Origin of the sequence: Streptomyces sp. NPDC088733 (genome assembly GCF_044751185.1) — a bacterium.
In the GTDB taxonomy this organism is placed as follows: domain Bacteria; phylum Actinomycetota; class Actinomycetes; order Streptomycetales; family Streptomycetaceae; genus Actinacidiphila.
In genome coordinates this window covers 367,600-388,505 of sequence record NZ_JBIVLH010000004.1, presented here as the reverse complement: position 1 = coordinate 388,505, position 20,906 = coordinate 367,600, and the positions used below count along the sequence as shown (strand labels likewise).

General features: G+C 72.6%; 19 protein-coding genes. 11 read left to right on the top strand and 8 right to left on the bottom strand.

What is annotated here, in order from left to right; all coding sequences use genetic code 11:
- Positions 1-183: 183 nt before the first annotated feature.
- Entirely contained in the window at positions 184-999 is an 816-nt protein-coding gene (locus ACIP64_RS10565; RefSeq protein WP_401583715.1) for an SAM-dependent methyltransferase, read from the top strand.
- 63 nt (positions 1,000-1,062) lie between these two features.
- On the opposite strand, the gene ACIP64_RS10560 is transcribed toward ACIP64_RS10565, so the two are convergent.
- Both ACIP64_RS10560 and ACIP64_RS10555 read right to left on the bottom strand, forming a co-directional pair.
- Positions 1,063-1,971, bottom strand: coding sequence for a helix-turn-helix domain-containing protein (locus ACIP64_RS10560; RefSeq protein ID WP_401583713.1), 909 nt, complete (start codon positions 1,969-1,971; stop codon positions 1,063-1,065).
- Between the two features lie 161 nt (positions 1,972-2,132).
- Positions 2,133-2,369, bottom strand: coding sequence for a DUF397 domain-containing protein (locus ACIP64_RS10555; RefSeq protein WP_360908665.1), 237 nt, complete (start codon positions 2,367-2,369; stop codon positions 2,133-2,135).
- Between the two features lie 163 nt (positions 2,370-2,532).
- On the opposite strand from ACIP64_RS10555, the gene ACIP64_RS10550 reads away from it, so the two are divergent.
- The gene (locus tag ACIP64_RS10550) at positions 2,533-2,991 is read left to right on the top strand and encodes an ATP-binding protein (RefSeq protein ID WP_401583710.1); all 459 of its coding nucleotides are present in this window, start codon (positions 2,533-2,535) and stop codon (positions 2,989-2,991) included.
- Between the two features lie 398 nt (positions 2,992-3,389).
- Positions 3,390-5,234 carry an asparagine synthase (glutamine-hydrolyzing) gene (gene asnB / locus ACIP64_RS10545; RefSeq protein WP_401583707.1) on the top strand — a complete coding sequence of 615 codons (1,845 nt, stop codon included), beginning with the start codon at positions 3,390-3,392 and terminating at the stop codon, positions 5,232-5,234.
- Positions 5,235-5,316: 82 nt separating this feature from the next.
- Here the strand turns inward: asnB and ACIP64_RS10540 are convergent, their stop codons facing one another.
- Positions 5,317-6,771 (bottom strand): amidohydrolase family protein, encoded by a 1,455-nt coding sequence (locus ACIP64_RS10540; protein WP_401583704.1) that lies wholly within the window; start codon positions 6,769-6,771, stop codon positions 5,317-5,319.
- A 409-nt stretch (positions 6,772-7,180) separates the two neighbouring features.
- Here ACIP64_RS10540 and ACIP64_RS10535 point away from each other — a divergent pair, with 409 nt between their 5' ends.
- The 7 genes from ACIP64_RS10535 to ACIP64_RS10505 all read left to right on the top strand — a co-directional run bounded on the left by ACIP64_RS10535 (position 7,181) and on the right by ACIP64_RS10505 (position 12,845).
- The gene (locus tag ACIP64_RS10535) at positions 7,181-8,002 is read left to right on the top strand and encodes an IclR family transcriptional regulator C-terminal domain-containing protein (protein WP_401583702.1); all 822 of its coding nucleotides are present in this window, start codon (positions 7,181-7,183) and stop codon (positions 8,000-8,002) included.
- Positions 8,003-8,141: 139 nt separating this feature from the next.
- Positions 8,142-9,356 carry a CaiB/BaiF CoA transferase family protein gene (locus tag ACIP64_RS10530; protein WP_401583701.1) on the top strand — a complete coding sequence of 405 codons (1,215 nt, stop codon included), beginning with the start codon at positions 8,142-8,144 and terminating at the stop codon, positions 9,354-9,356.
- Positions 9,353-10,213, top strand: a complete 861-nt coding sequence (locus tag ACIP64_RS10525) for a citryl-CoA lyase (RefSeq protein ID WP_401583699.1) — start codon at positions 9,353-9,355, stop codon at positions 10,211-10,213. The genes ACIP64_RS10530 and ACIP64_RS10525 overlap by 4 nt, the downstream gene beginning before the upstream one ends.
- A complete protein-coding gene (locus ACIP64_RS10520) occupies positions 10,206-11,069 on the top strand; it encodes an extradiol ring-cleavage dioxygenase (protein WP_401583698.1) in 864 nt (287 codons plus the stop codon). The genes ACIP64_RS10525 and ACIP64_RS10520 overlap by 8 nt, the downstream gene beginning before the upstream one ends.
- Positions 11,066-11,425 carry a hypothetical protein gene (locus ACIP64_RS10515; RefSeq protein WP_401583697.1) on the top strand — a complete coding sequence of 120 codons (360 nt, stop codon included), beginning with the start codon at positions 11,066-11,068 and terminating at the stop codon, positions 11,423-11,425. The genes ACIP64_RS10520 and ACIP64_RS10515 overlap by 4 nt, the downstream gene beginning before the upstream one ends.
- Positions 11,422-12,405: a zinc-binding alcohol dehydrogenase family protein gene (locus ACIP64_RS10510; protein WP_401583696.1), complete on the top strand. Its 984-nt coding sequence runs from the start codon at positions 11,422-11,424 to the stop codon at positions 12,403-12,405. The genes ACIP64_RS10515 and ACIP64_RS10510 overlap by 4 nt, the downstream gene beginning before the upstream one ends.
- 47 nt (positions 12,406-12,452) lie before the next feature.
- Positions 12,453-12,845 carry a hypothetical protein gene (locus ACIP64_RS10505; protein ID WP_401583695.1) on the top strand — a complete coding sequence of 131 codons (393 nt, stop codon included), beginning with the start codon at positions 12,453-12,455 and terminating at the stop codon, positions 12,843-12,845.
- A gap of 62 nt (positions 12,846-12,907) precedes the next feature.
- Here ACIP64_RS10505 and ACIP64_RS10500 read toward each other — a convergent pair whose 3' ends face one another.
- Together ACIP64_RS10500 and ACIP64_RS10495 are read right to left on the bottom strand one after the other, a co-directional pair.
- A complete protein-coding gene (locus ACIP64_RS10500; protein WP_401583839.1) occupies positions 12,908-13,621 on the bottom strand; it encodes an NPP1 family protein in 714 nt (237 codons plus the stop codon).
- Positions 13,622-14,033: 412 nt separating this feature from the next.
- A complete protein-coding gene (locus ACIP64_RS10495) occupies positions 14,034-15,995 on the bottom strand; it encodes a sigma-70 family RNA polymerase sigma factor (RefSeq protein ID WP_401583693.1) in 1,962 nt (653 codons plus the stop codon).
- 241 nt (positions 15,996-16,236) lie between these two features.
- Here ACIP64_RS10495 and ACIP64_RS10490 point away from each other — a divergent pair, with 241 nt between their 5' ends.
- Positions 16,237-17,256, top strand: coding sequence for a thaumatin family protein (locus tag ACIP64_RS10490; protein WP_401583691.1), 1,020 nt, complete (start codon positions 16,237-16,239; stop codon positions 17,254-17,256).
- A 19-nt stretch (positions 17,257-17,275) separates the two neighbouring features.
- On the opposite strand, the gene ACIP64_RS10485 is transcribed toward ACIP64_RS10490, so the two are convergent.
- The 3 genes from ACIP64_RS10485 to ACIP64_RS10475 all read right to left on the bottom strand — a co-directional run bounded on the left by ACIP64_RS10485 (position 17,276) and on the right by ACIP64_RS10475 (position 20,769).
- Positions 17,276-18,094, bottom strand: a complete 819-nt coding sequence (locus ACIP64_RS10485; RefSeq protein ID WP_401583689.1) for a phosphotransferase — start codon at positions 18,092-18,094, stop codon at positions 17,276-17,278.
- Positions 18,095-18,253: 159 nt separating this feature from the next.
- Positions 18,254-19,234, bottom strand: coding sequence for a class I SAM-dependent methyltransferase (locus ACIP64_RS10480; RefSeq protein ID WP_401583687.1), 981 nt, complete (start codon positions 19,232-19,234; stop codon positions 18,254-18,256).
- A 92-nt stretch (positions 19,235-19,326) separates the two neighbouring features.
- Positions 19,327-20,769, bottom strand: a complete 1,443-nt coding sequence (locus tag ACIP64_RS10475; protein WP_401583836.1) for an aldehyde dehydrogenase — start codon at positions 20,767-20,769, stop codon at positions 19,327-19,329.
- Between the last annotated feature and the right edge of the window lie 137 nt (positions 20,770-20,906).

Here is a 20,906-nt window from a genome sequence, read left to right as displayed (position 1 = left end):
CCTGTCCTGGCGCGCGGAATGTCGCACAGCGCCCGACTGAAGGCATTTCAGAACCCGTTCCACCGCGGGCAATTGCTCAAGCGGAATGGAAAAACCACAGATCGGCACCGGGGATTGCCCATAGGATGGAGATCCGCGATCAACCCCTGCGTTCGGGTCGTGGGGAGGACTGTGAGGGGCCGGATGAGCCAGGAACGTGAGCCGCTGCCGACCGCGATCGACACCGGGACGCCCAGCGTCGCGCGGATGTACGACTTCCTGCTCGGCGGCAAGGACAACTACGCGGTCGACCGCGAGGCCTCCGAGGAACTGCTCAAGGTCGTGCCCAGCACGAAGGAACTCGCCGTGAACAACCGGCGGTTCCTCCAGCGTGTGGTGGGCGTGCTGGCTCGGGACTACGGCATCCGGCAGTTCCTCGACCACGGCTCAGGCCTGCCGACGCAGGACAACGTGCACCAGGTCGCCCAGCGCATCGACCCCTCCTCGCGCGTGGTCTACGTCGACAACGACCCGATCGTGCTCGCGCACGGCCGGGCGCTGCTGGAGGAGAACGAGAACACCGCGGTCATCCAGGCCGACTTCCGTGACACCGAGGGCATCTTCGGGCACGCGGAGGTCGAGCGGCTGATCGACTTCAGCAAGCCGGTCGCCGCCCTGTTCGTCTCCGTCATGCACTGCATCACCGATGAGGACGACCCGGCGGGGCTGGTGCGGCGGGTCGCGGAGCGTCTGGTGCCGGGCAGCTTCCTCGTGGTGTGCCAGCTGGTCAGCGAGGACAAGTCGGTGCGGGACTTCGTCACCGAGTTCATGGACGCCAGCACCCAGGGCAACTGGGGCCGGGTGCGCCAGGAGCACGACGTGGCCGGCTTCCTCGACGGGATGGAGATCCTGGAGCCCGGTCTGGTGGAGGTGTCCACCTGGCGGCCCGACACCGAGCTGGCGCCCCGTCAGGCCACGCAGGAATGGATCGAGTTCGGCGGAGTCGGCCGCAAGGCCTGACGGGTCGCCGCGTCGGCCGTGCCGGGTCCCGGGGTGCGCCCCGGGACCGGGCGGGACCGCCGATCAGACCAGCTGCTTCAGGATGTCGTTGAGGATGCCGGGCGTCCGCGCCGGCGGCTCGGCCTCGGCGCTCAGCCGGTCCATGACGGCCAGGTAGTTGTCGACGTCCTCCTGCTTGTCCAGGTACAGCGAGCTGGTCAGCTGCTCCAGGTAGACGATGTCCGGGAGGTCGGGCTCCAGGAAACGCAGGATCGTGACCGGGCCGCCCGCCGTGGCGAGGCCGCCGACGTTGAAGGGCGCGATCTGCAGTGTCACGTTCGGCAGGGCGGCCGCCTCGATGAGACGTTCCAGCTGGCCGCGCATCGCCTCCCGGCCGCCCAGCGCCCGGCGCAGGGCCGCCTCGTCCACGACCGCCCACAGCCGCGGCGCTCCCGGCGCGGTCAGCAGCTGCTGGCGTGCCATGCGCAGCGCGACCCGGCGCTCCAGTTGGACACCGGACGCCCGGGGGTGCCCCAGGCGGATCACGGAGCGGGCGTACTCCTCGGTCTGCAGCAGGCCGGGGACGAACTGCACCTCGTAGGTACGGATGACGGAGGCGGCTTCCTCCAGGCCGACCAGGGTCTCGAACCAGCCGGGCAGGACGTCGCCGTACCGGTGCCACCAGCCGGGCGTGCTGGCCTGCCGTGCGAGATTCAGGAAGTCGGCGCGCTCGGACTCGTCGGTCACCCCGTACAGGGTGAGCAGATCGGCGACGTCGCGCTCCTTGTAGCCCACACGGCCCAGCTCCAGGCGGCTGATCTTGGCGTGGGAGCCGCGGATCGCGTCGCCGGCGGCCTCGCGGGTGATGTGGGAGGCCTCCCGCAACCTGCGCAACTGGGTGCCCAGCACGATGCGCAGGACCGTCGGACCACCTCGCGGGTGCTCCAGGTACTGCTTTATCGACGGTTCGTTGCTCGGCCGCGTCGCGGTCATGCCGACTCCCGTGAGTGACTGGGCAGACAACCAGTCTCCCACCAATGGGCGTGCGAATACAGCCATATCCCCGGGCGCGCCGTACGCGTTCGCGGGCGGCGCGCCCGGGGGTCCGCGCTTCGAAGGGGCGGAGGGCAGGTCATCGAGGGGATGAGGGGCCGTCAGCCGGCCATGTCGTCAAAGTCGCCGTCCTTGACCCCGCCGAGGAACGCCTCGATCTCCGCGCGGGTGTAGACGAGGGCGGGACCCCCGGGGTGGCGGGAGTTGCGCATCGCGACGCCGCCGTCCGGCAGCGGGGCGAGCTCCACGCAGTTGCCGCTGGGGTTGCTGCGGCGGCTCTTCCGCCAGACCGCGCCGTCGATGTCGGTGGCCGGGACGCCGTTTTCGAACTCCCGCATGGGTACGCCTCCTTGGCGTTCTGCACGTGCATCTGCACGTGCAGACGTACTTACAGTTGCACTTACGACTGTAATTGCAGATGTGCTTGCACGGGTAGGGATCCGACCGGGATAGTGGAGTCCGTAGACACCGCGCCCCCCTCGACGCTCCGCGGAGTACTCGATGACGACTCACCCGGCGACCCCTCTCGATTTCGACCTGCCCGAGGGTCCCGGGACGCGTTTCGCCGCCTGCGGGCTGAGCGGGGATCTCCATGCGGCGGGCGCCGCACGGCAGTTCACCCGGTCCACGCTGAGCGACTGGGGGATGCTGGGAGTCGTCGAGAACGCGTCGATAGTCGTCTCGGAGATGCTGACCAACGCCGTCCGCTACGGGCTGGAGGACGCGACGTGCGCGCTCTCCGACCGGCCGCTGTGGCTGGGGCTGCTGCTGCGCGACACCTCGGTGCTGTGCACGGTCGCCGATCCCGGCACCGGCGTTCCCGTGCTGAAGGAGCCCGACTGGTTCGCCGAGTCGGGGCGGGGGCTGCACATCATCGACTCGCTCAGTGACTCCTGGGGCTGGACGCCGCCCGACGGGGCCGGGAAGTCGGTCTGGGCGTTGGTGTCCGCGCGCGCCTGATCCGGCGCGGCGCACCGGCTGTCGCGCAAGGTGAGCACGTCCCTGCCGCCGTCACCGTCCTCTCTCGCCGTCACCGCTGTCCGGTCGCCCGGACGGGCGGCCGCGCATCGGCCGGCGACGCTGTGCGTGTGTGTGTACACGGGGTGCCGCTGCCTGTCGTCCGCCGGTGTCGTCGCAGGTCAGGGGCGCTTTGTGGGCTTCCCCGTCCGGACGGCCGACCGCTGAGGGCTGTCGCGCGCGGCGTTTGACGAATGGCTCCGGCCGACGGAAACTCGGACATATAGGTGCTTAATACACATCACGCCCAGTGATGGTGCTCCCGGCGCGGAGTCGCCAGGCGGGACCCCGGGCCGCGAAGCGACGGAACACGAAGGCACGGCAGAGCCGGAGGCACACGCATGTGCGGAATCGCGGGATGGGTCTCGTTCGAGCGGGATCTGCGGAACGAGCAGGCCACAGTGGACGCGATGACCGAGACGATGGCCTGCCGCGGGCCGGACGCCCGCGGCACCTGGGTACAGGGGCCCGCCGCGCTCGGACACCGCCGGCTCGCCATCATCGACCTGCCCGGCGGCAGGCAGCCGATGGCCGCCGACGACCCCGACGGCGGGACGGCGGTCATGGTGTACTCCGGCGAGGCGTACAACTTCACCGAGCTGCGCAAGGAACTCGCCGCACGCGGCCACCGCTTCACCACCACCTCGGACACCGAGGTGGTGCTCCACGGCTACCTGGAGTGGGGCGAGGGGATCGCCGAACGGCTGAACGGCATGTACGCCTTCGCCATCTGGGACAGCCGCGAAGAGAAGCTGGTCATGATCCGTGACCGCATGGGCATCAAGCCCTTCTACTACTACCCGACCGACGACGGTGTGCTGTTCGGCTCGGAGCCCAAGGCGATCCTCGCCAACCCGCTCGCCGTGCGGCATGTCACCCTCGACGGCCTGCGCGAGCTGTTCGCCTTCGTCAAGACGCCCGGCCACGCGGTGTGGGACGGCATGCGCGAGGTCGAGCCCGGCACCGTGGTGACGGTCGACCGGGGCGGGCTGCGCACCCATGTGTACTGGTCGCTCCAGACCCGGCGGCACACCGACGACAAGGAGACGTCGATCGCCCGCGTGCGCGAGCTGCTCGACGACATCGTCCGCCGCCAGCTCGTCGCCGACGTACCGCGCTGCACCCTGCTCTCCGGCGGACTGGACTCCTCGGCGATGACCGCGCTGGCCGCACGCCAACTGGCCGCCGTGGGCGAGAAGGTGCGCAGCTTCGCCGTCGACTTCGTCGGGCAGACCGAGCACTTCGTCCCGGACGAGCTGCGGGCCACTCCCGACACGCCGTTCGTCCACGACGTCGCCGCACTGGCCGGCACGGAGCACCAGGACATCGTGCTCGACTCCCAGCAGCTCGCCGACCCGGAGGTGCGCGCCCGGGTCATCCGCGCCCGGGACATCCCCGCGGGGCTCGGCGACATGGACAGCTCCCTCTACCTGCTGTTCAAGGCCATCCGGCAGCACTCGACCGTCGCCCTGTCCGGGGAGTCGGCGGACGAGGTCTTCGGCGGCTACCAGCAGTTCTTCGACGAGGAGGCCCGCCGGGCCGACACGTTCCCCTGGCTGGTGCACTTCGCCCAGCACTTCGGGGACGACGGCAACGTCCTGACCGAGTCGATGTCCAAGGCCCTCGATCTGGAGGGCTATGTCCACGACGGCTACCGCGAGGCGATGACCGGGGTGCAACGGCTCGAGGGCGAGAGCGACTTCGAGTTCCGGATGCGGGGCATCAGCTATCTGCACCTCACCCGCTTCGTGCGCATCCTCCTGGACCGCAAGGACCGGGCCAGCATGGCGGTCGGCCTGGAGGTCCGGGTGCCGTTCTGCGACCACCGGCTGGTGGAGTACGTCTACAACACCCCGTGGGCGCTGAAGTCCTTCGACGGCCGGGAGAAGAGCCTGCTGCGCGAGGCCACCGCGGACCTGCTGCCGCGGTCCGTGTACGACCGGGTCAAGAGCCCCTACCCCTCCACGCAGGACCCGGGGTACGCCGTGGCACTGCGGCAGAACGGCAAGGAGCTGCTGTCCAAGCCCTCGCACCCGGTCTTCGACCTGGTCAGCAAGGCGTGGCTGGAACGCGCGGTCAAGGACGACGCCCCGCAGCACACCCAGGCCGCCCGGCACGGGCTGGAGCGCGTCCTCGACCTCGCGCTGTGGATGGACCTCTACTCGCCCACCGTCGACACCGCCTGACCCGGCCGCCGCGCCGGTGGCGGCCGGGCGGCGGCCGGGCAGCCCGGTCAGGGCCTTGGGGCGGGCCCCTCGGGCCGGGGTGTCATTCGGCCCGGCTGTGCGTGGAGCCGCTGCGGTAGTCCGTGTACTGGTAGGGATTGTCGAGGATCTTGGTCTCGGGGACGTCGGGATTCATGCCCCGGGCCCAGCCGTCCTCGCCGAGCTGCGAGCGCAGGTACTCCACCGTCCCCTCGACCTCGCGGCGCGCGGCCGCGAGGTCGGCGCCGACCAGCCGGTGCTCGTGCTTGACGACCCGGCCGTCGACCAGGACGGTGTGCACGTCCCCGCGCTGGGCCTGGAAGGCCACATGGCCGTAGGGGTTGAGCAGCGGGAACGACACGGGGGAGTGGTCGTTCTTGATCAGGACGAGGTCGGCCTTCTTGCCGGGCTCGATGCTGCCGAGCTCGTGGTCCCGGCCGAGGGTGCGGGCGCCGCCGCGGGTGGCCCAGTCCACGACCTGGTCGGCGCGCAGGCTGCAGTGCGTCACCGTCTCGCTCTTGGCGTGCGCCTCGTGGTGCTCGCGGGCGCGGTCGGCGCCGAGGGTGGTGCGCATCGCGGAGAACAGGTCGCCGCTCCACCACACGCTGGTGTCCATGGACAGCGACACCGGGATGCCGTGGGAGCGGATGGCCCAGGTGGGAGGGTAGCCCTGGCCGGCGCTCTGCTCGCTCTCGGTGGAGACCGATATCGACCCGCCGGTTGCCGCGATGCGGTGGTAGGAGTCCGCGGACAGCGAGGCGGCGTGGACGTAGACGGTGCGGTCGGTCATGAAGCCGTGGTCGTGCATGAGGCGGATGCCGTCGTCGCCGGTGGCGCCCCACACCCCGGCGTGCGTGGTCACCGGCACCCCGAGGTCCCGGGCGACCTCGAAGGCGGGCTTCTCCGGGAAGGTCGGGTCGCCGGTCACGTCGAAGGCGAGCTGGAAGCCGAGCATGTCGTCGCCGGTGATCCGGCGGTTCACGAAGTCGCGGAACTCCGGGGCGGCGGTCCATTCGGCGGGGGGCTGCTGGATGTTGCCGTAGGCGAGCACGAAGCGGCCCGGCACGGAGCGCAGCGCGTCCACCGCCGCGTCGGCGTGGTCGACGGTCCGCAGGCCGTGCGACCAGTCCACGACGGTCGTGACGCCCGCGTCGACGGCCTCCAGGGCCGCCAGCAGGTTGCCCGCGTGGATGTCCTCGGGACGGAACAGCCGGCCCGACTCCAGGTAGTACCAGACGAAGTACTGGGTCAGCGTCCAGTCGGCGCCGTAACCGCGCATGGCGGTCTGCCACATGTGGCGATGGGTGTCGATCATGCCGGGCATGACGATGCCGCCGGTGGCGTCGACGACGACGGCGCCGTCCGGGGCGGCGAGGTCCGGCCCCACCGCGGCGATCCGGTCGCGCAGGACCAGGACGTCGGTGTCGAGGAGCACCTGCCGCCGGTCGTCCATCGGCAGGACCGTGCCGCCGCGCAGCAGGACGGGTCGTCCGGGCGGGAACTCCGCTTGCTCGTTCATCGTCGAACTCCACTCCTCGCCAGGGGTGCGGCATGGCAGGCAGCCGCCCGTGGCCGATCAACGGACTTCCGTCCGGCAAGCGGTCACTTGGAATTTCTGTCACTGTGAGCTTGTGTGCCGGTGGTGTCAAGGAATCTGTCGGCACCTGTTGCGCGGCGTCGCCGCGCGCTTCTTCCGGCGCTCTTGCGCATCATGTCCGCCTGCCGGAGCCTTGGTGGAGGTGATCGGGCGGGCGACCGGACGCCTGCGCGGCAAGGAGGGCCGGAATCCCTCGCGACCTGGTGAAACGGTGGGCATCCGGTCCGCCGACGGCCCGGATACCGGCCCGAACTCGCGTCCGCCTGCCGGACGCTAGGCTGGGCCGTTCCCGTGGATCGCCCACCGATCCCGTACGTCAGCTGGAGGCGACATGCCACGCGAGGGCACCGGACCCGACTTCATCGAGGCGCTCGCGCGCGGCCTGGAGGTGATCACGGCCTTCGCGCCGCACCGGCCGGCGATGTCCCTGAGCGAGGTGGCCGCCGCGACCGGCCTGGCGCGCCCGACGGCCCGCCGCATCCTGCTGACCCTCCAGGAACTCGGCTATGTGCGCGCCGCGTCCGGCGGGGGCGGTTTCGTGCTGACCCCCCGGGTGCTCGAACTGGGCGTGGCCTATGTGCGGTCGATGGGGCTCTGGGACGTGGCCCGCCCGCACATGGAGGAACTGTCCGGGCGCACCGGGGAGTCCTGCTCCGTCGCGCAGCTGGACGGCCCGGACATCGTCTATGTGGCCCGGGTGGCCGTGCCGAAGATCGTGACCCTGGCCGTGCAGATCGGGACGCGTTTCCCGGCCCTTCAGACCTCGCTCGGCAAGGTGCTGCTGGCGGCGCTGGCGCCCGGGGAGGTCGACGGCGTCCTGGCGGAGCCCAGCCGGTCCGGGCTGGAGCCGCGCTGGCGGCCCGGACCCGAGGAGCGCGACGCGGAACTGCGCCAGGTGCGGGCCCGCGGCTGGGCGCTGACCGACGAGCAACTCGCCCGCGGTATCCGGTCGGTCGCGGTGCCGCTGCGTGACGGGACCGGCCGGGTCGTCGCCGCGTTCAACGTCAACACGCACGCCGCCGAGACGTCCGTGGAGCACCTGCTCGACCACCATCTCCCGCTGCTGCTGCAGGCCGCCGGGGAGATCAGTGCCGATTTCGCCCGGCTGGAGACCGTTCCGCACGTGACGCAGGCCGCGCGGGTGAGCGGGTGAGCGGGTGAGCGGAGGCGAGGCGAGGCGAGGGGAGGCGCCGCGGTATTCGGGAGCCGGACGCTCTTGACGTCGGCGGGTGACGTGCCAGAATCGCATCAGCGGACAGTCGTCCGCCTCGCGGACACGGAGGCCCACCCCTATGCCGAACACCCACCTGCCACCCGAGCCGCCGCCGCAGGCAGGGCCGCTGGCCGGTGTGCTGGTCGCCGACTTCTCCCGGATCCTGGCCGGCCCCTACGCCTCGATGCTCCTGGCGGACATGGGCGCGGATGTCGTCAAGGTGGAGAGCCCCCAGGGCGACGACACCCGGTCGTGGATGCCCCCCGTGCGCGGCGACGTCTCGACGTACTACCTGGGCGTCAACCGCGGCAAGCGCTCGATCGCCCTGGACCTGCGGAACGCGGACGACGCCGCGGCCGCCCGGGAACTCGCCCGCCGCGCCGATGTGCTGATCGAGAACTTCCGGCCCGGGGGCCTGGAGCGCTTCGGGCTGGACTTCGCCTCGGTCTCTGCCGCCAACCCCGGCGTCGTCTACGCCTCCATCAGCGGCTTCGGCACCGGCCCCGGGCGGAACGTACCCGGCTACGACCTGATGGTGCAGGCGATCTCCGGGCTGATGAGCCTGACCGGCGACCCCGACGGACCGCCCTACCGCGCCGGCATCTCCGTCTTCGACGTCATGGCGGGCAACCACGCGGTCATCGGCATCCTCGCGGCGCTGCGCCACCGCGACACCACCGGGAACGGCCAGCACGTCGAGGTCAACCTGCTGTCCTCGGCGCTCACCGGACTGGTCAACCACAGCTCCGCCTACGCCGCCGGAGGCGTGGTCCCCTACCGGATGGGCAACGCGCACCCCAGCGTCTTCCCGTACGAGCCGCTGCCCACCGCCGACAACGACCTCATCGTGGCCGCCGCCAACGACGGCCAGTTCCGCAGGCTCTGCGAGATCCTCGGCATCCCCGAGGTCGCCGACGACCCGCGCTTCACCCGCAACGCCGACCGCACCGAGCGGCGTGAGGAACTGCGGCCCCTGCTGGTCGGGCAGCTCGCCAAACGCGGCGCGGACGAGTGGTTCGAGCTGCTGGTCCAGGCCGGCATCCCCTGCGGGCCCATCAACACCATCGACGGCGGGTTCGCGATGGCCGAGCGCTTCGGGCTGGACCCGGTGGTCGAGGTCGGCGAGGGCGACCGCGCGGTGCCCACCACCCGGCACCCGATCCGCTTCTCCCGCACCCCGGCCGGCTACCGGCTGCCGCCACCCGAACTGGACGAGCACGGCGACGAGTTGCGCGCCTGGCTGAGCGAACCGGGCGAGGGCGTGGACGCGGCCGGTTCCGGGGAGGAGCGGTGACGGGCCCCGGCGGGCAGCCGGACCACCCCGGCCGTCCCACGTATCCCACCGCGCTCGGCGCCTCGTCCACGGAGTCCATCACCCTGCTCGGCCAGGACCTGGCCGAGGACGTGATGGGCAAGGTCGGCTTCGGTGAACTCGCCTTCTGGCTCGCCACCCAGCGCCGGCCCACGGCGGGGGAGACCCGGGTCTTCGAGGCGGTGCTCGCCGCCCTGGCCGACCACGGCTTCACCCCCACCGCCATCGTCACCCGGCTGACGTACCTGTCGGCCCCCGACTCGGTGCAGGGCGCGCTCGCCGCGGGACTGCTCGGCGGCGGCTCCCGGTTCCTCGGTGTCACCGAGGACTGCGGCCGCTTCCTGCACGACGTCCTCGACTCCCTCGACGGCCCCCGGCCCACCGACGACGCCGGCTGGGACGCGCTGGCGCTCACCACCGTCCGGGCCCGGCGGGCCGAGGGGCGCTTCGTCCCCGGCCTCGGCCACCACGTGCACAAGAACGGCGACCCCCGCACCCCCCGGCTCTTCAACATCGCCGAGGAGGAAGGGCTCGTCGGCCCCCACCTGTCGCTGTTCGCCGCCATCGGCCGGGTCCACCCCGAGGTGCTGGGCAGGACGCTGCCGCTCAACGGGGCCGGGGTGTGCGGTGCCGCGCTCGCCGACCTCGGGCTGCCCCTGCAACTGCTGCGCGGCTTCGCCCTGCTGGCCCGTACCGCCGGGCTCATCGGGCAGCTCGCCGAGGAGCTGCGCCACCCCGTCGCGAACGAGATCTTCCTGTCCGTGGACCTGAACAACCGGTCCGTGGCACCCGATCCCCACTCACCCGCCGACGAGACCCACGGAGGTCCGCATGGCTGAGCTGGTCGCGGTCATCGCGTCCACCCACCACCCGTTCTACTACCGGGCGAGCAACGCCACCGGGGAGGACCGGCCGCCCTTCGCCGACGAATGGGTGCGCAAGGTGGAGGCGTTCCGCAGGACACTGACCGCCGCCCGGCCCGATGTGCTGGTCATGGTCGGCTCCGACCACTTCCACCAGCTGTGGCTGGACAACATGCCTCAGTTCCTCGTGGGCAAGGCGCCCTTCTACGACGCGAACTTCTACAACGAGGAACGCGAGTTCGGCCTGCCCCGCATGCTGCTGAAGGGCCACGAGGACCTCTCCTCGCACGTGCTGCGCGGCGGCCTCGACCTCGGTTTCGACCTCGCGTTCTCCAACGAGATGCGCATCGACCACTCCATCACGTGCCCGATCATCACGCTGCGGCCGGAGAACGACCTGCCGATCGTGCCGATCTACACCAACATCTTCGCCCCGCCGCTGCCGCAGCCCAAGCGCTTCGTGCAGCTCGGACGGGCGATACGCGAGCTCATCGAGTCCTGGCCGGCCGATCAGCGCGTCGCGGTCGTCGGCACCGGCCATCTGTCGCTGGAGCTCGGCGGGCCGCGCCAGTTCGGGCCGCACGGCCCCGACCCGGAGTTCGACCGCAAGGCCGTCGAGTGGATCTCCTCAGGGGACATCGAGGGCTGCCTCGCCGAGGTCACCCTCGACAGCCTGCACCTGCCGGGGAACGCCACCCACGGCTTCATGGACTTCATGCTGATGATGGGTGTCGCCGGTGAGGGCCGGAAGGCCGATTACACCGACACGTTCGACCTGTTCCACACCATGGAGGCCTACTTCACCTGGTACCCGCGCGGAGGCCGCTCGTGAGCAAGTACCTGCTGAACAAGTTCCTCTACACCGTCGACCGCGACCCCGAGCTGCTGGAGCGCTACCGGGAGGAGCCGGCGGCCACGGTGCGGACGTGGGAGGACGAGTACGCCAACCGCATCCTCAACTGCCTGCACGGCGAGGCCTCGACGTGGCTGAGCTTCGACGACACCGAGCGCGAGGCCCTGTCCACCCACGACTACCCGAAGCTGTTCGAGCTGGGAGCGCACCCCTTCCTCACGATCACGCTGTTCATCGGGCTCTTCGAACGCGACCACGGCCCGCTGGAGTTCCAGAAGGAGTACGCCCGGCGGCTGTCGCACATGACGCTGCCCTACCCGGACATCACCACATGACGATGCGGGCGGCGGAGATCGCCGAGCCCGGCCGGCCGCCCCGGGTGGCCGACCGGGAGCGGCCCCGGCCGGGGGAGGACGAGGTCCTGGTCGAGGTGCGGGCCGCGCCGCTGACACCGCTGGACCTGCTGTGCGCGAGCGGCACCTCGTACTTCGGCCGGCCGCGCACCCCGTACGTGCCCGGCGTCCAGGGCGTGGGCCTGCACGCCGGGCGCACGGTCTGGTTCCCGACGGCGGCGGGCATGGCACCCGGGGACGGCAGCATGGCCCAGTTCGCGGCGGTCCCCGAGGAGGCGCTGGTCGAACTACCGCCCGGCGCCGACCCGGTGGCCGTCGCCGCCCTGGGCCTGTCCGCGGTCGCCGCGCACATGGCGCTGACGTGGCGCGGCGAACTGGCCCCGGGGGAGCAGGTGGTCGTCCTCGGCGCCGGGGGCACGGTCGGGCAGGCCGCGGTGCAGCTCGCCCGGGCCGCCGGCGCCCGACGTGTGGTGGCCGCCGCCCGCTCCGCAGCGGCGCGGGAGCGGGCCCGAGACGTGGGCGCCGACGCCGTCGTCGTCCTCGACACCGATGACGTGGGCGAGTTGGCCGCCCGGATCGCCTCCGCGGCGGACGGGCCCGTGGACCTGGTCATCGACCCGCTCTTCGGCCCGCCGGCCGCGGCGGCGGCCCGCACCCTGCGCAGCGGCGGACGCCTGGTCAATCTGGGCAGCTCCGCAGCCGAGACCTGCCCGCTCGACTCCGGCACGCTGCGCAGCCGCTCCCTGCGTGTCCTCGGGTACACCAACAACGAGCTCACCCCGGCCCAACGGGCGGCCTCCCTGGTCGAGATCGCCCGCCGCTCGGCCGAGGGCGGGCTCACCGTCGCCCATGAACGGGTTCCGCTCGACGACCTGCCCGCCGCATGGCACCGCCAGGCGACGGGTACCGCGAACGGCCGCGCCGTCCTGCTGCCGCACGGGCAGGTGCCGCCCCGCGCCTGACCGCGCCCGGCCCGGAACCGGGACCAGGACCGGGGCGTCAAAGCGCCATGAATCCCAGAATCCCGTATCTCGTCCTTGCCGCGGCACTCTCCACCGCGGTCCTCACCGGATGCACCAGTGACGGCGACCGGCCGCGCCGTACCGCCGGACACGAACCGACGGCCGCGGCGACCGGCGCAGCCGTGCCGCGGGCCATGCCGTTCGAGCTCTACACCCACTGCGGAATCGACGACGTCCGTATCGGTTCGGCGTGGTTCGAGGCCGAGCGCCCGCTCTCGGACGGCTCCGGCAACCCGCCCGCGGGCTGGGACAATCCCCTGCACCAGGGCACGATGACCGTGGTCTCGCCGACCGAGGCCGTGTTCACCGACGACGAGGGGCACCGGGTGCGGTTCCTGGCCCGGCCGGGTGCGACGGAGCCCAAGCACCTCTGCGAATGAGAGGGGCCGCCGATCGGGCTCGCGTGCGGCGCCCCGGGCGGGGCACCGCACGCGACGGCGGATCAGGCGTTGGGGTCGAAGGGGATGCCGGACGGCTTCGCGTTGGCGAGGGTGGAGTTGAAACGGGCGTCGTTGATCTTGATCGTGGCCGCGCCGAAGTCCGCGTTCATGAGCTTGTCGCGGTAGCCCGCCGGGTAGCCCGCCCAGCCGACGAGACGGGGGAAGAACCAGCCGCCGGTGGCGTTCTCCGCGGGCTCGTCGTTGGTGTTGGCGAAGCGGAAGCAGTGCGTCGAGGCGCCGTCCTTGTGGTACACGATCTTGGGGTGGGTGCCGTCGAAGCGGATCGCGGAGCGGGCGGCGATCTGGTAGCCGGAGTGCTGCGACGCCGCGACGTACTCGACCTGGTTGTTGTGGATCCAGACCACGACGTGCTCCCAGTCGTGGGTGTGGCCGATGGCCGCGGGGCCGAGCGTGGCCTGGTCCTTCTCGAAGTAGCTGGCGTACACGACGGCGCACCAGTCGTTGTTGCACTTCTCGCGCGAGTACGTGTTGGCGTTGGCCAGCTGGGCGTAGTCGTGGCAGTGCCCGTTGACGTCCCCGCCCAGCTTCAGGCCGGGGTTGAGGGTGCCGTCCGCACCGATGGCGGCCGTGGCGTAGCAGCCGTCCCCGTCGTAGTCGTAGGCCGGGGAGAAGGACTGCTCCAGGCCGTCCGCGTTCTGCGGCAGGAGCTGGAGGACGGAGGCGTTGGCCTCGGCGGGGAAGGCAAGGACCGCCATCGCGCCCAGGGCGGTCGCGACGGCCCCCAGACGGAGACGGCCGGGGCGCCGGGTGCGGGACGCCGTTCCAGCGGGAATGTTTTTCGCCGACCTCAGGCTGCGCACGAGAACTCCTCGACATGAAAGGGGGCAGGGGTTTCTTTTCGCAAGAATTCCCTGCCCGAATACTGACGGTTTCGCGCGACGAAGGTTTCCGGCCGTGCCGGAGCGGCCGGAGAGATCATCTCCGGCCTGAACTCCGCCTGTTGATGCGTCGACAAGTTATCCGAGGCCGATCCGGTGGCGCAAGCACGCATTTCCGGAACGGCATTCCCGACATGTCCCGGCTTCCGATAGGGGGAAGACGGGGAAGAGCAGGGTCAAGCGGCCGGGAAATTAAATACCGCTGTGAATCAGCCGACCGTCCGGGGTGTTATGAGTGCGCCGCCTGGAAAGCACGGCCCGCGGCCGTGGCCGTCGTGCCATCGGTGAACAGGCCGCTGCTCGGCTTGGCGGCGTCGGCCCCGAGCCCGAACCACGCGTAGCGCTGGAGCCAGGGCAGGCCCTCCAGCGCCTTGGTGGAGGCCGTCACGAAGGCGGCCTGCTGGTCGGGGGTGGGGAAGCGGGTGCCGTGGGAGAAGTCGATCAGGGCGTACTCGGTGAGCCAGATGGGCTTGTTGTACCGCTGGTGCACCGCGTTCAGATAGGACGTCAGCTGCCCGACCGCCTCGGGAGTGCGGAAGTCGCCGCCGTACCAGTGCAGGGTGATGAAGTCGACGCGGTAGCCCTTCGCCTTCGCCCCCGACATGAAGCGGTCCAGCCAGCCGCCGGGGGTGTCGCCGCCATAGGCGACCGCGGGGCTGCCGAGCACCTTGCCCGCGTCCATGAGCTGCGGCCACAGCGAAAGGGCCTGCTCCACCGTCATGTTGGACTGCTGGGCCATGTCCGGCTCGTTGAAGCCCAGCAGGTACGGGCCCTGGGACTTCGCCTGGGACAGGTTCTGCGGCGTGACGGAGTCGCGCCCCCAGATCATCGGGACGAATCCGGCCGAGGGCGGGCTCGTCACCTCCGAGTGCTGTGTCGACCAGGTGTAGAACCAGCTCGCGCCGGACGCGGCCAGCGCCTTGCTCACCCCGGGGAAGGTCCACACCCCGACGCCCTTCTTGGACGTCGAGGCGACGTTCACCGCGGGCGGGGCGGCGGGTGCCTTGTGCGTGGGCTTGGGCGTCGCCTTCTTCTTCGCCGGCGACTTCGACGCGCTGACGGACGGCGACGGGCTCGCGGAGTGCGCGGAGGGCCGCGGTGAGGCGGTGGGCGTGCCGACGGGGGCGGAGCGGGCGGGCGCCGCGGCCTTCTGCGGGGTGTCCGACGAGTTCGCCGTGAGCCCGGCGGCGACCAGCGCCACCGTGACCACGGCCGCGACCGCGGCCCCCGAGACGACGGGCGTGCTGAACACGCGCGACGCAGGCCGCGCGGCCCGGTGCGAGTGCCGTGCGCGGCCTGCCGCCCGGTGTCCCGCGGGGCTCCCCGGACCACCGGAGGACCCCGGGCCGGCGGGAGCCGCGGCGGGCGTCCCCGCCTCGCGCGCGACCGCCGCGACCACCCGCGCCGGGTCCAGCGCCGGGGGCACCGCCAGCAGCGGCAGCCCGCTCAGCAGGCGGTCCATGGGGAACAGGCCCTCCTCCATCCCGCCGCACACCGGGCACCCGCGCACGTGCCGCGCGAAGCGCTTGCGCCACAGCGGGCTCGGCACGCCGTCCCAGTTGTCGGCGGGCGCCTGGAGCTCGGCGCACCGGGGCACGGCGTTCAGGGCCCGCACCACCACGCGGGCGGCCTCCATCTGCTTCTTCATGCGCTGCACCCGCACCGCGGCATGCCGGTCCGACAGGCCCAGCGCGGAGGCGAGTTCGGGCCGGTCCAGCTCGCCGCTCTCCTCCAGCCACCACAGGGACAGCAGCTCCCGGTCGTCCTCGTCCAGCCACCGGGTGGCCTCGGCGACCTCGCGGCGCTGCTCGGTCAGGCCCAGCCGCAGAATCGTCAGCCCGGCGAAGTCGAGGCCGGGGTCGGGTATCTGCTCGGCGGCCGCCAGGTCCGCGCTGCGGTCCCGGGCGGTCGCGCGCAGCCGCGCGTGATCACGGACCTGCCGGATCGTGATCGCCACCAGCCACGAGCGGAACGCCCCCGGGTCCCGCAGTTCCGTCAGCCCCCGCACCATGCGCAACAGCGTCTCCTGTACGACGTCGTCCACGTCGGCGTGGCCGTTCAGCGCCCGGCCGACGATGTTGTAGACGAGCGGCAGGCACTCGGCCACCAGCTGGTCCAGTGCCCGCGGGTCGCCCGCGCGTGCCGCCGTCACCACCCCGGCGCCGGGTCCGCTCCGGTGGGTCTTGCGCATGTGACTCCACTCTTCCCTTCGTACCGGCGCCCCGTGGCGCGGCACTTGGTCTCGCTGCCCTGACCCGTCCGGCCCGTGCGCGGGGCGGACGGAAATGCCTGCACGTACAGGAGACGGCCGGCCGCGGCCCGGACAACACAAATCCCGCGGGATCCCCGCACGGATTTGTGTTGTCGGACGCCCCCGGACGCGGTCCCCGATACGTGCGCACGCACCAGGTGAGGACGAGGAGGGCACAAGGATGGCACGACGCGGTCGGCACGGCGCGAAGTCCCCGCAGGGGCGGAGGTGGGTGTTCGGGGCCGCAGCGGTCGCGGTGACGGTTCTCGCCGTCTACGGGGCCCTCACCCAGTTCGGCACGGGCGACGCCCCTGCGACGCGGGCGGCGGTACGGGACGTGGCGGCGGCCGCCGCCCCCTCCCCGGGGGCGACCGCCGGAGGGACGGGTCCGGCCGCGTCGCCCCCGGCCTCCCCCTCGGCGAGCCACCGGCCCTCCGGCTCGCCCAGCCCCTCCGCCAAGGGCAGCACCCGGCCCACCCCCACCGCCAAGACCCCGCCCCGGGCAGGCACGTCCCGGGCGGCGGTCCCGGCCGGCAGCAGGTCGATCACCGTGGTCAACCGGACGCAGGAGACGGTCTGGGCCGTCGTCACCGACTCCCCGGCCTACCCCGACGGCCGCAGGCTCGCCCCCGGGCAGAGCACCACGCTGACCGTGGGGAACAAGTGGGGCGGACGGATCTGGGGCCGCACGGGCTGCGCCACGACCGCCGCGAGCGCCTGCCGCACCGGTGACTGCACCACCGTGTGCAACGGCCCCAACCCGCCCACCACGCTCGGTGAGTTCACTTTCGACGCGTATGCCGGCCTGGACTTCTACGACGTGAGCATGGTCGACGGCTCCAACCTGCCGATGTACATCAACATCTCGCACACCACCAGCACCGACCCGGTCAGCGCCTCCGGCTGCTACCGCGGTACGTGCACCAGCCCCGTGGACTGCCCGAGCGCCATGCAGGCCAAGGCAGGCGGCCAGGTCATCGGCTGCAAGCCGCCCTGCGCGGCCTTCGGCGGCGACGTCTACTGCTGCCGCGGGACGTGGGCGGGCCGCACCAACTGCGTGCCCTCGAAGTGGCCGGTCGACTACACCCGCGTCTTCAAGAAGGCCGCCCCCTACGCCTACTCCTACGCCTTCGACGACTCGGCGACCATGTCGTGCAAGGGGGCCTGCTACTACCGGATCACGTTCGGCACCACGGGGTAGCGTTCCCGGCCGCGGCCGGTCAGGCGAGCAGGGCGGCCGTGAACGTCCCGCGGTGGCCCACGAGCCAGTCCTGCACACGGTCCCAGCGCCGCGTGCCACCGCGCTCCGCCAGCAGCCGTACGAAACCGGGGTCTCCGTCGTTCGCGCGGCCGACGGAGAAGGCCCGGCAGACGGCGGTGGCCGCCTCGACCAGAGCGGGAAGTGCGGCGCGCTCCTGTGCCGTGAGGCCGTAGCCGTCGGCGAGGACGCGCAGCCGGCCCGGGGCGTCCAGTCCGGCGGGGTAGTGGGCCGCCGCGGACTCGGGATCGAGCATCGGCACCCAGTAGCGGGCGGCCATGGCGAGATCCCACAGGGGCCTGCCGGGGGCGGCCAGGTCGAAGTCGATCAGGGCCGCGGCACGGCCGTCCCGGAAGACGACGTTCTCCGGGCACACGTCGTTGTGGCACAGCATCGTCCCCCCTTCCGGGTCGGCAAGGTCCCGGGGCCACTCGGCGCCGGAGTCGACGGGGATGCCCGCGCTCGCGTCGTGCAGGCGCCGCAGGAGGCCGCCCACGGAACGCAGCGCGGTCCCGGTCGTCGCCCAGCCGGGGAACGGCGGCAGGGCGACGTCACCGGGGATCCAGGTCAGCTGCTCGCGGCCGTCGCCGGTGAGCCGGACGGGCTTCGGGGCCGCGTCGAAACCGCGGTCCACGAGTGCGCGGAGGTGGGCGTGCAGGGCCCGCGCGGTGCGCGGGGCCGGGCGTTCCACCACGGCACCGCGGCGGAACACGGCGCCCGCGTTCATGACCCCGCCCGTCAGTGGCTCCTCGCCGTCCGCCGCCTCGCCCTGGGCCGTCATGCCGGTCACCTTAGACCGTGCCGTCGTCACATGGCCTTGCCCAGCCACGTGGGGAGGCGCCCCCATCCCGCGACGCTCCCCCAGCCTCCGGCCTGGGGGAGTTGTCACGGGACGACTCTCCGCCTTGCGATGCACCGCACCTGGGGGTACGCCCAGCGGCTACTGCGGGCGGCGGCCCGCCACGAGCACCGGGCCGCCGGGGACGGTCGGGAAGCGCCGGACGTCCTCCAGGCCCTGGGCGGTCAGGACGGCCGCCATCTGGTCGGCGTCGTACGCGGAACCGCCGTTGCGCGCGGCGTTCCAGCGGCCGACCGCCCCCCGCAGCCCGTCGGGCGCCGGCGAGCCGGCGCCCGCCACGAGCCAGCCGCCGGGCACGAGCGCGTCGGTCAGCCGGGGGAGGGCGGTGTCCAGGACCGCCTCCGAGAGGAAGGGCGCGGGCAGCCAGACCAGGTCGTACGCGGTCTGCTCGGAGGTGTCGGCGACGTCGCGGAGCAGCAGGGTGACCCGGCTCGCGGTCTCCTGCGGCGCCCCGGCCAGTTCCCCGCGCGCCAGGTCCAGCGCGCGTTCCAGGACGTCGATACCGGTGACCTGGGCGCGGGGGAAGGCCTCCGCCAGCGCGAGGGCCAGTGCGGCGACCCCTGTGCCGACGTCCAGGATGCGGCCGCCGTCGCCGGCCAGGCGGTCGCCCAGGCCGGGCAGTTGGGGCACGATCCGGCTGCCGAGCGCGCGGCCGACCGCGGCCGACGCGCGCCCCTGGTTGAGCAGCACCCGGTCGTCCAGCGCCGCCCAGCCGCCGGAGGTCTCGCCCGCCGCCGCGGCCACCGCCTGCCGCAGCGAGCTGAGGCGGGCCTCCACGGCGCTGCGGGCCGTCGGACCGTCCGGCGGGACGAGGGACGGGTGCGGGACGAGCGCGTCGCCCTCCCGGCGTACCAGCCCGGCCTGCTCCAGGACGGCGGTGCGGTGCGGGTCGGCGGCCAGCACCTCGGCGAGCGGCGTGGTGAGCGCGTCGTGCAGGGTGCCGACCATCGCGGCCATGGCCCAGGTGGCGGCCTCCAGCACGGCGGCCGGGTCCTCGTTCAGGGACAGGACGGTGCCGGCCGCGGCGCCGGGCGGTGTGGGCGGTGTGGGCGGTGTGGACATCGGACGGGCCTCCTCGTCGTACGGCTTGCACAGGAGGACACGATGCCCGCGCCGAATCCGTTCGGCAGCGCTGCTCGCCGGTGCCGGCGAGGTCAGGGATGGTAGACGGACTGCAGCCGCTGGTAGGCCTGAAGCCCCTCGGGGCCCAGTTCGCGGCCGAGTCCGCTGTTCTTCTCGCCGCCGTAGGGCGAGGCGATGTCGGGCTGGTACCCGTTGAGGCCGATCGTGCCCGTGCGGATCCGGCGGGCCACGCGGGCGCCGCGCTCCAGGTCGGTGGTCCACACGGTGCCGGCGAGCCCGTACGCGGAGTCGTTGGCGAGGCGTACGGCGTCGTCCTCGTCTTCGTAGGGGGTGATCGTCAGGACCGGGCCGAAGATCTCCTCCTGGGCGATCACCGAGGAGTTGTCGACGTCGGCGAAGACCGTCGGCTCGACGAACCAGCCCCGGTCGAGGCCGGGCGGCCGGCCCCCGCCGGTGGTGAGCCGGGCGCCGTCGGCCCGCCCCTTGCCGATCCAGCCCTCCACCCGCTCCCGCTGCCGGGAGCTGACGAGGGGGCCGATCTGCGTGGCGGGGTCGAGCGCGTCGCCCACCCGCGCGTCGCGCGCCATCGTGGTGTAGACGTCCACGACCTCGGCGTAGCGGCTGCGGGGCGCGAGGATCCGCGTGCTCGCGAAGCAGGTCTGGCCGTTGTTGAGCAGGCTGGCGGCGAAGCGCTCCCCGGTGTCCTGTCCGAGGTCGGCGTCGTCCAGGACGACGGCCGCGGACTTGCCCCCGAGCTCCAGGGTCACCGGCCGCAGCAGTGCCGCGCAGGCGGCGGCGACGCGGCGCCCGGACGCGGTCGAACCGGTGAAGGCGACCTTGTCGACGCCCGGGTGCGCGACCAGGTAGGCGCCGGTCTCGCGCCCGGCGGGAAGGATGCTGACGACCCCTTCGGGCAGGCCCGCCGCCTCGACGGCCTGGGCCAGCAGCACCGAGTCCAGGACGGTCTCCGGGGCCGGCTTCAGGACCAGCGTGCAGCCCGCCGCCAGCGCCGGTGCGATCTTGAAGAACCCCACGGTCTGCGGGAAGTTCCAGGCCATGACGGCGGCGACCACGCCCACCGGTTCCCGGCGGACCTCGGTTGTGCCCCGGGGCAGGCCGGACCGGAACTCCTCGGCGGGAGCGGCGGTGGCCAGGGCGGCGTAGTAGCGCAGGAGGGCGGCCGGCACCGACCCCTCGTAGGCGCGGGCGACGGAGATCGGCATGCCGTTCTGCGCGCTGACGCTGATCGCCGTCACCTCGCTCCGGGAGGCGAGCTCGTCCGCGAGCCGGACCATGGCGGCCGCCCGGCGCTCGGGTTCCCAGGTGGGCCAGCCGTCCGGGGCGTCGAAGGCGGTGCGGGCCGCGCGGACGGCGCGGTCGACGTCGGCAGGGCCGGCTTCGGGCACGGCCCCCAGGCGGTCGCCGGTGCTGGCCGAGGCGACGGTGATGGTGCGGTGGCCGGACGGTGCGGTCCACCGGCCGCCGACGAACAGGCGGTTCTCGTTCACGGGCATGGCAAAGGACGTCATGGCAAAGCACTTCTTCCGGGGCGGCGACCGGGAGGGCCGTCCCCTGATCGATCCCGCGCCGTGGCCGCGGGCGTTCCGCGGCGCCGGCGCCGGGGGCGCGTGCGCGATGGTGGTCCGGCGCG

Bases quoted from the DNA above. Each gene is read 5' to 3' on its own strand.
- ACIP64_RS10565 (WP_401583715.1), top strand. From the start codon at position 184: ATGAGCCAGGAACGTGAGCCGCTGCCGACCGCGATCGACACCGGGACG.
- ACIP64_RS10560 (WP_401583713.1), bottom strand. From the start codon at position 1,971: ATGACCGCGACGCGGCCGAGCAACGAACCGTCGATAAAGCAGTACCTG.
- ACIP64_RS10485 (WP_401583689.1), bottom strand. From the start codon at position 18,094: ATGACGGCCCAGGGCGAGGCGGCGGACGGCGAGGAGCCACTGACGGGC.
- ACIP64_RS10540 (WP_401583704.1), bottom strand. From the start codon at position 6,771: ATGAACGAGCAAGCGGAGTTCCCGCCCGGACGACCCGTCCTGCTGCGC.
- ACIP64_RS10495 (WP_401583693.1), bottom strand. From the start codon at position 15,995: ATGCGCAAGACCCACCGGAGCGGACCCGGCGCCGGGGTGGTGACGGCG.
- ACIP64_RS10550 (WP_401583710.1), top strand. From the start codon at position 2,533: ATGACGACTCACCCGGCGACCCCTCTCGATTTCGACCTGCCCGAGGGT.
- ACIP64_RS10510 (WP_401583696.1), top strand. From the start codon at position 11,422: ATGACGATGCGGGCGGCGGAGATCGCCGAGCCCGGCCGGCCGCCCCGG.
- ACIP64_RS10500 (WP_401583839.1), bottom strand. From the start codon at position 13,621: ATGGCGGTCCTTGCCTTCCCCGCCGAGGCCAACGCCTCCGTCCTCCAG.
- ACIP64_RS10520 (WP_401583698.1), top strand. From the start codon at position 10,206: ATGGCTGAGCTGGTCGCGGTCATCGCGTCCACCCACCACCCGTTCTAC.
- asnB (WP_401583707.1), top strand. From the start codon at position 3,390: ATGTGCGGAATCGCGGGATGGGTCTCGTTCGAGCGGGATCTGCGGAAC.
- ACIP64_RS10505 (WP_401583695.1), top strand. From the start codon at position 12,453: ATGAATCCCAGAATCCCGTATCTCGTCCTTGCCGCGGCACTCTCCACC.
- ACIP64_RS10490 (WP_401583691.1), top strand. From the start codon at position 16,237: ATGGCACGACGCGGTCGGCACGGCGCGAAGTCCCCGCAGGGGCGGAGG.
- ACIP64_RS10475 (WP_401583836.1), bottom strand. From the start codon at position 20,769: ATGCCCGTGAACGAGAACCGCCTGTTCGTCGGCGGCCGGTGGACCGCA.
- ACIP64_RS10535 (WP_401583702.1), top strand. From the start codon at position 7,181: ATGCCACGCGAGGGCACCGGACCCGACTTCATCGAGGCGCTCGCGCGC.
- ACIP64_RS10555 (WP_360908665.1), bottom strand. From the start codon at position 2,369: ATGCGGGAGTTCGAAAACGGCGTCCCGGCCACCGACATCGACGGCGCG.
- ACIP64_RS10480 (WP_401583687.1), bottom strand. From the start codon at position 19,234: ATGTCCACACCGCCCACACCGCCCACACCGCCCGGCGCCGCGGCCGGC.
- ACIP64_RS10530 (WP_401583701.1), top strand. From the start codon at position 8,142: ATGCCGAACACCCACCTGCCACCCGAGCCGCCGCCGCAGGCAGGGCCG.